General features: G+C 64.4%; 10 protein-coding genes. 9 read left to right on the top strand and 1 reads right to left on the bottom strand.

Annotated elements, in window-relative coordinates; genetic code table 11:
- Positions 1–65: 65 nt before the first annotated feature.
- The 9 genes from ACIPZG_RS00640 to ACIPZG_RS00600 all read left to right on the top strand — a co-directional run bounded on the left by ACIPZG_RS00640 (position 66) and on the right by ACIPZG_RS00600 (position 11,502).
- On the top strand, positions 66–965 hold the full coding sequence (locus tag ACIPZG_RS00640) for a chemotaxis protein (RefSeq protein WP_400709190.1): 900 nt from the start codon (positions 66–68) through the stop codon (positions 963–965).
- 99 nt (positions 966–1,064) lie between these two features.
- The gene (locus tag ACIPZG_RS00635; RefSeq protein ID WP_400709187.1) at positions 1,065–1,376 is read left to right on the top strand and encodes a hypothetical protein; all 312 of its coding nucleotides are present in this window, start codon (positions 1,065–1,067) and stop codon (positions 1,374–1,376) included.
- A 215-nt stretch (positions 1,377–1,591) separates the two neighbouring features.
- A complete protein-coding gene (locus ACIPZG_RS00630) occupies positions 1,592–2,755 on the top strand; it encodes an efflux RND transporter periplasmic adaptor subunit (protein ID WP_400709184.1) in 1,164 nt (387 codons plus the stop codon).
- A complete protein-coding gene (locus ACIPZG_RS00625) occupies positions 2,752–5,844 on the top strand; it encodes a multidrug efflux RND transporter permease subunit (protein WP_400709181.1) in 3,093 nt (1,030 codons plus the stop codon). Before ACIPZG_RS00630 ends, ACIPZG_RS00625 begins: the two co-directional genes overlap by 4 nt.
- Positions 5,845–5,853: 9 nt before the next feature.
- Complete coding sequence (locus ACIPZG_RS00620) at positions 5,854–6,528, top strand: heavy metal response regulator transcription factor (RefSeq protein ID WP_008097103.1); 675 nt, start codon at positions 5,854–5,856, stop codon at positions 6,526–6,528.
- Positions 6,503–7,915: a heavy metal sensor histidine kinase gene (locus ACIPZG_RS00615; RefSeq protein ID WP_400709178.1), complete on the top strand. Its 1,413-nt coding sequence runs from the start codon at positions 6,503–6,505 to the stop codon at positions 7,913–7,915. The genes ACIPZG_RS00620 and ACIPZG_RS00615 overlap by 26 nt, the downstream gene beginning before the upstream one ends.
- 132 nt (positions 7,916–8,047) lie before the next feature.
- A complete protein-coding gene (locus tag ACIPZG_RS00610; protein WP_400709175.1) occupies positions 8,048–8,269 on the top strand; it encodes a hypothetical protein in 222 nt (73 codons plus the stop codon).
- A gap of 204 nt (positions 8,270–8,473) precedes the next feature.
- On the top strand, positions 8,474–9,808 hold the full coding sequence (locus tag ACIPZG_RS00605) for an OprD family porin (protein ID WP_400709172.1): 1,335 nt from the start codon (positions 8,474–8,476) through the stop codon (positions 9,806–9,808).
- A gap of 197 nt (positions 9,809–10,005) precedes the next feature.
- A complete protein-coding gene (locus ACIPZG_RS00600; RefSeq protein WP_400709169.1) occupies positions 10,006–11,502 on the top strand; it encodes a sensor domain-containing diguanylate cyclase in 1,497 nt (498 codons plus the stop codon).
- On the opposite strand, the gene ACIPZG_RS00595 is transcribed toward ACIPZG_RS00600, so the two are convergent.
- Positions 11,499–11,975 (bottom strand): PA2169 family four-helix-bundle protein, encoded by a 477-nt coding sequence (locus ACIPZG_RS00595; RefSeq protein WP_400709166.1) that lies wholly within the window; start codon positions 11,973–11,975, stop codon positions 11,499–11,501. The two genes, ACIPZG_RS00600 and ACIPZG_RS00595, sit on opposite strands and share 4 nt — an antisense overlap.

Raw genomic sequence — 11,975 nt, 5'->3', positions numbered from 1 at the left:
AACCTAAAGCCCCACGCAATCAGGCCGATAACCCGTTACCCCTGTCTCCCACCACGAAGGTCCCCATGGCCACGCAAAACGCCCGCGCGGACTCGCTATCCCTGCTGCTGTTCACCCTGCGCAGCGGCAAGCTGATGGCAATCAACCTGCTCAAGGTCAGCGAGATCATTCCCTGCCCATCGCTGACCAAGCTGCCCGAATCGCACCCGCATGTGAAAGGCGTAGCGACCCTGCGCGGCAACTCGCTGTCGGTCATCGACCTGTCCCGGGCCATCGGCGAACGTCCGCTGGCTGACCCCGACGGCGGCTGCCTGATCGTCACCGAGGTCAGCCGCTCGCGCCAGGGCCTGCATGTGCAGGCCGTGAGCCGCATCGTTCATTGCCTGAGCACCGACATCAAGCCGCCGCCCTATGGCTCGGGCAACCGTTCGTACATCACCGGCGTCACCCGGGTCGACGACCACCTGGTGCAGGTGCTGGACATCGAAAAGGTCATCCACGCCATCACCCCGCCCGAACCCGTGGCGCACCCGGGTGCACTCAGCGAAGAAGACGCCAGCCTGCTGGCCGCCGCCAACATCCTGGTGGTGGACGACAGTCAGGTAGCGCTGCAGCAGTCGGTTCACACCTTGCGCAACCTCGGCATCGACTGCCACACCGCACGCAGCGCCAAGGATGCGATCAACGTGCTGCTGGAACTGCAGGGCACCGCGCAGGAGATCAACATCATCGTGTCCGACATCGAAATGTCGGAAATGGACGGCTACGCGTTCACCCGCACCCTGCGCGAGACACCGGACTTCCAGCACCTCTACGTGCTGCTGCACACCTCGCTGGACAGCGTGATGAGCGCCGAAAAAGCCAGGCTGGCAGGGGCCAATGCCATCCTCACCAAGTTCTCTTCGCCCGAGCTGACCGACTGCCTGGTGGTGGCCGCTCGTAGCGTGGTGTTTGCCGAGCGCTGAAGGTCCGTGCTGTCATATTCGGCGACAAACTCCCCGGCCCGCTGCCGGGGATGACTGGGCATAATTCGCGCCCCTCGGATCATTCGTCGGAACCGCGCCATGAAGTTTTTCAGCTCTCTCATGATCGCTTGCGCCCTCTTCAGCGTTAACGCCCAGGCCTCCAGCAGCCAGGCCTGGAACGGGCAGCGCCAGCAGATGCTCAAGGCTTGCCTGGCGGCCAGCCAGTTCAAGGATGCCCACGCCCGCGGCAAACCTGCGGAGTTCGATGACCAGGTGGGGTTCAGTGCCCTGCTGATCGAAGGGGTTTATCCACAGAAGCACATGCAGGGGCGTACGGGCACGGAGTTGTGCCTGTATGACCGCAAGCAGCAGCATGCCTTTGTCAGTGAGTGGGATCCTGAGGCCAAGTGAGCAGGTCAGGCCTCATCGCCGGCAAGCCGGCTCCCACAGGAATCGCAGGCGCTGCTTGACCCTGTGGGAGCCGGCTTGCCGGCGATGAGGCACTGGGAAAACGCCGAAACTGTCAGCGCTGTCAGCCAGCGGTCACGCTGCCGACCCGGTCAGGGGGCTATAAGATTGAGTACAGACAATCCTTCCCCCTACCCTTGGCCAAGGTGCCCGCACCGATGCGACGTCCTTCCCGCTCTCTCCTCCTGGCCGCCGCCGCACTGCTCGCCCTGGCGTTCCTGGGTATCTGGTACGCCCAGCAGCAGCAGGCGCCGGTAGCCCGCGCACAGCCGGCCATCCCGGTGCGCGTGGTCAGCGTCACCCAGCAGGACGTGCCCCGCTACGCCAGCGCCATCGGCTCGGTGCTGTCGCTGCACAGCGTCGAAGTGCGGCCCCAGGTCGAGGGCGTGCTGACCCAGGTGCTGGTCAAGGAAGGCCAATGGGTCAAGGAAGGCGACCTGCTCGCCACCCTCGACGACCGCAGCATCCGCGCCTCGCTCGACCAGGCCCGCGCCCAGCTCGGCCAGAGCCAGGCCCAGATCCAGGTGGCCGGTGTCGACCTCAAGCGCTATCGGCTGCTCAGCACCGATGATGGGGTGTCCAAGCAGACCCTCGACCAGCAACAGGCGCTGGTCAACCAGCTGCAGGCCACGGTCAAGGGCAACCAGGCGGCAATCGCCAATGCCGAAGTGCAGCTGTCGTACACACAGATCCGCTCGCCGGTCACCGGACGGGTCGGCATCCGCAATATCGACCCCGGCAACCTGGTGCGCACCAGCGAAACCCAGAGCCTGTTCAGCGTGACCCAGATCGACCCGATCGCCGTGGAATTTTCCCTGCCGCAGCAGATGCTGCCGACGCTGCAGAACCTGCTCAAGGCGCCCACACCGGCGCTGGTGCAGGCCTACATGGATGCCGATGGCGAGCGCAGCCTGCTCGGCGAAGGCCACCTGGCACTGATCGACAACCAGATCTCCGCCAACACCGGTACCGTGCGGGTGAAAGCCGAGTTCGACAACAAGGACGGCCGCCTGTGGCCAGGCCAGCTAGTGACCGTGCACCTGCGCACAGCGATAGACGAAGAAGCCCTGGTGGTGCCGCCGCCAGTGGTGCAACGCAGCATCGATGGCCATTTCGTCTACCGTGTGGACGGTGACAAAGTCACCAGTGTGCCGGTCAAGGTGCTGTACCAGGACAGCACGCTGAACATCGTCGCCGGGGTCAAGGCCGGTGACCGCCTGGTGCTCGACGGCCAGTCGCGCCTCAAGCCCGGCGCCCGAGTCGAGATCACCCCGGACGCGCCGGCACCGGCCGAGATGGCCGAACGCAGGAGCCAGCCATGAACACCCGCAATGGCGTTTCTGCCTGGTGCATCGACCACCCCATCGCCACCCTGCTGCTGACCTTCGCCCTGGTGCTGCTCGGTGCCATCGCCTTCCCCCGCCTGCCCGTGGCGCCCTTGCCTGAGGCCGACTTCCCGACCATCCAGGTCACCGCCCAGTTGCCCGGCGCCAGCCCCGAAACCATGGCCTCGTCGGTCGCCACGCCCCTGGAGGTGCAGTTCAGCGCCATCCCCGGCATGACCCAGATGACCAGCAGCAGCGCCCTGGGCTCGACCACACTGATCCTGCAGTTCACCCTCGACAAGAACATCGACACCGCCGCCCAGGAGGTCCAGGCGGCGATCAATACCGCCACCGCGCGCCTGCCCCAGGACCTGCCCAGCCCGCCGACCTGGCGCAAGGTCAACCCGGCCGACAGCCCGGTGGTGATCCTCACCGTCAGCTCCGCGCAGATGCCGGGCAACGAACTCAGCGACTACGCCGAGACCCTGCTTGCCCGTCAGCTCAGCCAGATCGAAGGCGTCGGCCTGATCAACATCACCGGGCAGCTGCGCCCGGCGATCCGGGTGCAGGCGCAGCCCGAGAAGCTGGCCGCCATCGGCCTGACCCTGGCCGACATGCGCCAGGCCATCCAGCAGACCAGCCTCAACCTGGCCAAGGGTGCGCTGTATGGCGAGCACAGCGTGTCGACCATCGCCGCCAACGATCAGCTGTTCCACCCCGAGGACTACGCCAAGCTGATCGTCAGTTACCGCAACGGCGCGCCGGTGCACCTGGCCGACGTGGCCAAGGTGATCAACGGTGCCGAGAACGCCTACGTCAAGGCCTGGTCGGGCGACCAGCCAGGGCTGAACCTGGTGATCTTCCGCCAGCCTGGGGCCAATATCGTCGATACCGTCGACCGGGTGCTCGACGCCCTGCCCCGCCTGCAGGAAATGCTGCCGGCATCGGTGCACGTGTCGATATTGCAGGACCGCACCCAGACCATCCGCGCCTCGCTGCACGAAGTGGAGCTGACGCTGATGATCGCCGTGGCGCTGGTGATCGGGGTGATGGCGCTGTTCCTGCGCCAGTGGTCGGCCACCTTCATCGTTTCCAGTGTGCTGGGGGTGTCGCTGATCGCCACTTGCGCGCTGATGTACGTGTTCGGTTTCAGCCTCAACAACCTGACGCTGGTGGCCATCGTCATCGCCGTGGGCTTCGTGGTGGACGATGCCATCGTGGTGGTGGAGAACATCCATCGCCACCTGGAAGCCGGCGACGACGGCCGCACCGCCGCGCTCAAGGGCGCCGGCGAAATCGGCTTCACCGTGGTCTCGATCAGTTTCTCGCTGATCGCCGCCTTCATTCCGTTGCTGTTCATGGGCGGCGTGGTCGGGCGGTTGTTCAAGGAATTCGCCCTGACCGCCACGGCGACCATCCTGATCTCGGTGGTGGTGTCGCTGACCCTGGCCCCGACCCTCGCGGCCCTGTTCATGCGCCGCCCACCCGCCGAGCATGCCGGCGGTTTCGGCCCGCGCCTGCTGCACTGGTACGAAAAAGGCCTGGACCGTGCCCTGGCCCATCGGCGCCTGACCCTGGGGGTGTTCGGCATTACCCTGGCGCTGGCAGTGGCCGGTTACGTGGGCATCCCCAAGGGCTTCTTCCCACTGCAGGACACCGGCTTCATCCTCGGCACCACCGAAGCAGCAGCGGACGTTTCCTACCCCTCGATGATCGAAAAGCACCTGGCGGTGGCGAAGATCATCGGCGATGACCCGGCGGTGCGCGCCTACTCGCACTCGGTCGGGGTCACCGGCAGCAACCAGACCATCGCCAACGGCCGCTTCTGGATCGCCCTCAAGCCGCGCGGCGATCGCGATGTGTCGGCCAGCGAATGGATCGACCGGATGCGCCCGAAGCTGGCCCAGGTGCCCGGCATCGTCCTGTACCTGCGTGCCGGCCAGGACATCAACCTCAGTTCCGGCCCTTCGCGCACCCAGTACCAGTACGTGCTCAAGAGCAATGACGGCGTCGCCCTCAACCTGTGGACGCAGCGCCTGACCGAGCGCCTGCGTGAAAACCCGGCGTTCCGCGATCTGTCCAACGACCTGCAACTGGGCGCCAGCGTCACGCGCATCGACATCGACCGCCAGGCCGCGGCGCGCTTCGGCCTGACCACCACCGACGTCGACCAGGCGCTGTACGACGCCTTCGGTCAGCGGCAGATCAGCGAATTCCAGACCGAGACCAACCAGTACAAAGTGATCCTCGAACTGGACGCCCGCCAGCGCGGCAAGGCCGAAAGCCTCAACTTCTTCTACCTGCGCTCGCCGCTGACCAACGAAATGGTGCCGTTGTCGGCCCTGGCGCATGTGGCCGCGCCTAGCACCGGGCCACTGTCGATCAGCCATGACGGCCTGTTCCCGGCCGCCAACCTGTCGTTCAACCTGGCGCCCGGCGTGGCGTTGGGCGATGCGGTGCAGATCCTCGAACGCACCCAGCGCGAGCTGGGCATGCCCGATTCCATCGCCGGCAATTTCCAGGGCGCCGCCCAGGCGTTCCAGAGCTCCCTGTCGAGCCAGCCCTACCTGATCCTCGCCGCCCTGGTGGCGGTGTACATCATCCTCGGTGTGCTCTACGAGAGCCTGGTCCACCCGCTGACCATCATCTCCACGCTGCCCTCGGCAGGCCTGGGTGCGATCATCCTGCTGTGGGGCAGCGGCCAGGACTTCAGCATCATGGGGCTGATCGGCGTGGTGTTGCTGATCGGCATCGTCAAGAAAAACGGCATCCTGCTCATCGACTTCGCCCTGGAAGCCCAGCGCCACCAGGGCATGACACCCGAGCAGGCGATCCGCCAGGCGTGCCTGGTGCGCTTCCGGCCGATCATCATGACCACCCTGGCCGCACTGCTGGGCGCGGTGCCACTGATGTTCGGCTTCGGCACCGGCGCCGAGCTGCGCCAGCCGCTGGGTATCGCCGTGGTCGGCGGCCTGTTGGTGAGCCAGGCGCTGACGCTGTTCACCACCCCGGTCATATACTTGGCCCTGGAACGCCTGTTCCACCGCCGTCAGGCGGCCCGCGCGGCCGCGCCAAGTACCAGCTGAGACAAGACCATGCGTGTGCTGATCATCGAAGACGAAGAGAAAACCGCCGATTACCTGCATCGCGGCCTTAGCGAGCAAGGCTTCAACGTCGACCTTGCGCGTGACGGCATCGACGGCCTGCACCTGGCCCTTGAAGGCGACTACGCCGTGATCGTGCTCGATGTGATGCTGCCGGGCCTGGATGGCTACGGGGTGTTGCGTGCCCTGCGCGCGCGCAAGCAGACGCCGGTGATCATGCTCACCGCCCGCGAGCGCGTCGAAGACCGCATCCATGGCCTGCGCGAAGGCGCCGACGACTACCTCGGCAAGCCGTTTTCCTTCCTCGAACTGGTCGCCCGCCTTCAGGCCCTGACCCGCCGCAGCAGCAGCCATGAGCCGCTGCAGATCCAGGTCGGCGACCTGTGGATCGACCTGATGGCGCGCAAGGCCAGCCGCGCCGGCACCCGCCTGGAGCTGACCGCCAAGGAATTCTCGCTGCTCAGCGTGCTGGCCCGGCGCCAGGGCGAAATCCTCTCCAAGACCGCCATCGCCGAGCTGGTCTGGGACATCAACTTCGACAGCGATGCGAATGTCGTCGAGGTGGCGATCAAACGCCTGCGCGCCAAGCTGGATGGGCCGTTCGACAACAAGCTGCTGCATACCATCCGAGGCATGGGCTATGTCCTGGAAAACCGTGCCGGTTAACTCCATCGCGCTGCGCCTGTCGGCGCTGTTCATCCTGGTGGCGCTGGGGGTGTTCGTGCTGATCGGCTCGGCGCTGTACCGTCAGGTCGACCGCAGCCTCGACCTGTTGCCCCAGGCCGAGCTGGACGCCCGCTACAGCGTGCTCGAATCCACCCTCAACCGCTTCGGCACACCCGAGCACTGGGCCAAGATCAACAACAAGCTCAACCTCCTCAGTGAAGAAGACAAGCGTATCCGCTTCTGGGTAGTGAGCAGCAACCCGGCCTTCGAGTACGGCCACCCCAGCGAGCTGGTGCGGGCCTTCGCCGAGGGCCCGCCAGGCATGCGCGACCTGCGCCTGCCCGACCGCCCCTATCCGTACAAGGTGCTGGTCAGCGAACTGCCGGCCCTGGGCGACCGACCGCCGCTGCGCTTTCTGATCGGCATCGACACCGAAACCTTCTGGCAGGCGCAGCACAGCCTGCTGGTGGCCATCGTCGGCCTCGCGGTGCTGGGTGTGCTGCTGGCCTCGGTGCTGGGTTACTGGGTGGCGCGTATCGGCCTGCGCCCACTGCTGGCACTGTCCAACGAAGCCCAGGCGTTGGCGCCGCCGCGCCTGGATGGCCGCCTGCAAACCAGCGACCTGGCACCGGAACTGGCGCAGTTCGCCGACGCCTTCAATGCCGCCCTCGACCGGGTCAGCCAGGCCTATTCCCGGCTGGAAGCCTTCAACGCCGACGTCGCCCACGAACTGCGCTCACCGCTGACCAACCTGATCGGCCAGACCCAGGTCGCCCTCACCCGTGGCCGCAGTGCCGAGCATTACTTCGAAGTGCTGCAATCGAACCTGGAGGAGCTCGAGCGCCTGCGCAGCATCATCAACGACATGCTGTTCCTCGCCAGCGCCGACCAGGGCAGCAAGGCCACGGCACTGACCCAGGCGTCGCTGGCCGAAGAGGTAGCCACCACCCTCGATTACCTGGACTACATCCTCGAAGACGCCCAGGTCAGCGTCAGTGTCGACGGCGATGCCCAGGCCCCGATCGAAAAGGCCCAACTGCGCCGGGCACTGATCAACCTGCTGAACAACGCGGTGCAACACACCGCGCCGAACCAGATCATCCGCGTGCATATCGATGCCGGGCCGCAACAGGTCAGCATTGCCGTGAGCAACCCGGGGCCGGCGATCGACGCTGCCCACCTGCCACTGCTGTTCGAGCGGTTCTATCGCGTGGATGCGGCCCGCAGCAACAGTGGCGGGGGCAACCATGGGTTGGGGCTGGCGATCGTCAAGGCGATTGCGGTGATGCATGGCGGGGAAGTTTTTGTGCACAGCAAGGCAGGCGCGAACACCTTCGGCATTCGCCTGCCAAGCGCTCAAACTCGCGGGTTTGGGGCGAAAGTCTAATGGCTTTCCAGCAAGATCGTTACCTTTTGCGCAATAGTGCTTATCACCGGGGACGCTGTTTCCAGGGCCTTTAAAGGACTAACTTTAGCCCTGTCCTCATTAGCACTTGCAGCGCAAGAAGGTAGTTTCAAAATGTCCAACAGTATGGGTATTGCCAGCGTTTTCGTTCTGTCTTCCCTGTTGTTGTCGCCCCTGGCCATGGCTGAAGAATCCCAGGCCTTCGTCGCCCGTAACGCAGAACTCGCCGCTGTTCATCAGGAAGCTCGCGAAGCCGTCGCCAATCAGAACGATGCCGTGAAAGCCCCGGAACAGACAGTTTCAAAAGTATCCATCGATACCAACGCCGACAGCTGAGTTCAACTCGCTGCCGCGTAAGTTTTCCCTCGGCTACGTCATGGGCAGCACCGCTGTCGATATGTTAGCCTCTTAAAGCCGCTGCCGATCAGCGGCTTTTTTTATGTGCTTTGACGATCAGCCCGGTTGTTACGTCTCCAACAAGAAAGTTGCACATTCAAAAATAAAAACTGCCTCAACGTCCTACCAAAGGAGCTTGTACCGGTGTCTTCCGCGTTTCGCTTTACCCCGCTGTTCATTGCATTGACTGCAACGATGCCCTTCGCCGCCCAGGCAGATGAAGACAAGGCTGATGGCTTCATCGAAGGCTCGTCGTTCAACCTGCATTTGCGTAATGCCTACTTCAACCGCAACAACCTCAACTCGGGCGTGCGTGACAAGCGCGAGTGGGGCCAGGGCGCGGTCGCGCGATTCGAGTCCGGCTACACCCCTGGGGTGATTGGTTTCGGCCTCGACGCCCATGCCATGCTGGGCCTGAAGCTCGACGGCGGTGGCGGCCATGCCGGTACCAGCATCCTGCCTTCGCACGTGAAGGACGACGGCGAGCTGGGCGCTGCCCCGCACTCGTTCTCCACCGCTGGCGCGGCGGTAAAGCTCAAGGCATTCGACACCGAGCTCAAGGCCGGTGACCTGTTCCTCACCAACCCGGTGATCGCTGGCGGTGAAAGCCGCATGCTGCCGCAGACATTCCGTGGTGTGAGCCTGACCAACACCAGCATCGACGGCCTGCTGCTCGAAGGTGGCCAGGCCAGCTTCACCAAACCGTACAACCAGAGCGGCCACCGCCGCATCGACACCTACTACGGTGCGCTGGCCGACGGCGACAAGAGTGAGCATCTGAACTGGGCTGGCGCCTCCTGGACCGGCACCGAAAACTTCAGCGCCAACCTGTATGCCGCCGAGCTGAAGGACATCTGGAACCAGTACTACGCCGACTTCGACTACACCTACGTGGTCAACGACCTGGTCAGCCTCAACCCGGGTGTGCACTTCTACCACACCCAGGACACCGGCCAGGCGCTGCTGGGCAAGATCGACAACAACACCTACAGCCTGCACTTCACGGTCAATGCCGGTTACCACAGCGTCACCGCCGCCTACCAGCGGGTCAACGGCAACACGCCGTTCGACTACATCAACCTGGGTGACAGCGTGTACCTGGACAACTCGCGCATGTACTCGGACTTCAACGCGCCCAACGAGCGTTCGTGGAAGCTGCAGTACGGCTACAACTTCGCCGGTGTCGGCGTGCCTGGGCTGAGCACTACCGTGTCGTACTCGCGCGGTGAGGCAGACCTGACCAAGGCTACCCAGGACACCAGCCACTACGACTACTACCGCGCCGATGGCAAGAACGCCATGCACTGGGAGCGTGACCTGGACGTGAAGTACGTGTTCCAGGAAGGCAACCTCAAGGACTTGTCGGTGCTGGTGCGTTATGCCACCCACCGTGGCAGCCAGGGGTATGCGTCGATCGACAGCAACAGCGACAACGACGAACTGCGGGTGATCATCGATTATCCGTTGAATATCTTCTGATCCTTGTGGGAGCGGGCTTGTCCCGCGAACACCGGCAGAGCCGGTGCCATGCAGCGCGCTGCCTGCTTCGCGGGACAAGCCCGCGCCCACAAGTACAGTCAACGCCCGCGCGATTCCGTCGGACAAATCTTGTCCGACAACCCCCGCTTCCCTAGAATGTCGCCGCCGCAAATGGCCCTGCCTCAGCAGTAGCGCGCATGCCCACTCCATCACCGCGTCTCGCACTCTACAGGTCGCACCCCGAGCTGATCCTCAACCTGGGCAGTTGCCTTGCCGTGCTCGCTATCGTGGCCATCGTCAGCTACCTGCTGGCCCGTGAGCGCGACAGTGTCGAGCTGTCGGCCATCCGCGCTTCGAACAACATCGTGCAACTGATCGAAAGCGATATCCTGCGCAACGCCGAACTCTACGATCAGTCCCTGCAGGGCCTGATCTGGGCGGTCAACCGCAAGGAACTGCCCGAGATTCCCGGGCCACTGCGCCAGCGCCTGCTGTTCAATGAAGCCTTCGTCGACAAGAAACGCGGCGATGTACTGTGGCTCGACAAACAAGGCGATGTGGTGGGCGATTCCACCAGCAGCGTGCCGCGCAAGGCCAACTTCGCCGACACCGGGGTATTCCAGGCCCATCTGAATGACCCCAACCTCGGTTTGCTGGTGGGCCCGCCGTTCAAGGCCAGGCTGGGCGACCTGGACTGGTGCATCAGTTTCAGCCGGCGAATCTCCGGCCCCACGGGCGAGTTCGCCGGGTTGGCCGCGGGTGCCTTGCGCCTCTCCTATTTCAGCGAGCTGTTCCAACGCCTGGATATCGGCGACGACAGCAGCATCAACCTGTTCAACACCAGCGGCCAGTTGCTCGCCCGGCAACCCTCGCGCCCGCAAGACCCACTGATCGGCAACGACTACAGCGAGCGACCGAACTTCAAGCGCGTGCTCGGCGAGCGCAGTGGCAGCTTCACGGCACGCTCGGCCCGTACCGGTGCCCAGCGCATGTACACCTTCGCCCGGGTCGCGGATTTGCCCTTGATCGTGCTGGTGGTGCATTCGGCCGACGAGGTGTTCGAGTCATGGCGGCGCACGGCGATTCTGGTCAGTGTCGCCACGGGCGTGCTGTGCATCGGCATCCTCTGGCTGACCTTGCTGCTGGGCCGCGAACTGCAGCGCCGCCACGAAGCCGAGCAAGGCCTGGCCACCCTGGCCGCTACCGACAGCCTCACGGGCCTTGCCAACCGTCGTCGGCTGGACCAGGTGCTGCGTCTGGAATGGGCCCGCGCCCAGCGTAACCGCAAGTCATTGGCGGTGCTGATGGTCGATGTGGACCATTTCAAGGCGTTCAACCAACGCCATGGCCATGCCGGTGGCGACCATGCATTGCGTGAAGTGGCCAAAGCCATCGAACAGTGCTTGCGCCGTCCCGCCGACCTGGCGGCACGCTACGGTGGGGAGGAGTTTCAGGTGATCTTGCCAGAGACTGAACTGTCGGGCGCCCTGCTCCTGGCAGAGCGCATTCGGGCGAGCGTCGAAGCCCTGACGGCGTTTGCCGACGATGCCCGTTCGGTCACGGTCAGCGTCGGCATCGGCGTGTACATCCCAGGTACCCAGCACGACCTGGCCCGGGTACTGGGGGCGGCGGACGAAGCCCTCTACCGAGCCAAGGCCAATGGCCGCAACCGAGTCGAGGGCCCTGCCAACTAGGAGCGAGCGCGGGCTGCGTTGCGCAGCGCTTTCACCTGGTCATGGTTGCGCTGCACGCCTTGCAGCTGTTTCTCGACCAGCGCGTAGCTCTGGTCGCTGGCAGCGCGGCCCAGCTTGACCAGCTTCTCGCGTGCTTCCTTGTAGGCCTTCAGGGCGTGGTCCTCGCCGCGCTCTACTTCATTGAGCACAGCTTCTTCGTCCTTGCCGGTAACCATCGACTTGAGGTTGACCCAGCCACGGTGCATGTCACCGCTGATGCTGGTGGACGTTTCAGGATCCCCACCCAACCGGCGCACTTCGCTCTGCAACTCGCTTGCAGCAGCGGAACACTCACCCGCACGCTGAACGAAGAATGCTTTGAGTTCAGGGTTTCTCACATCATCGGCCGAGGTCTTGAAGCCCTTCTCACCGTCCTTGCTGTACTCGATCAGGTCGTTGAGTACGTCGATCACGTCTTTGTTGGGGTTGCTCAT

The sequence above is a fragment of the Pseudomonas sp. NPDC089395 genome (assembly GCF_044749525.1).
Lineage (GTDB): Bacteria > Pseudomonadota > Gammaproteobacteria > Pseudomonadales > Pseudomonadaceae > Aquipseudomonas.
This window is presented reverse-complemented; position numbering and strand designations above follow the sequence as displayed.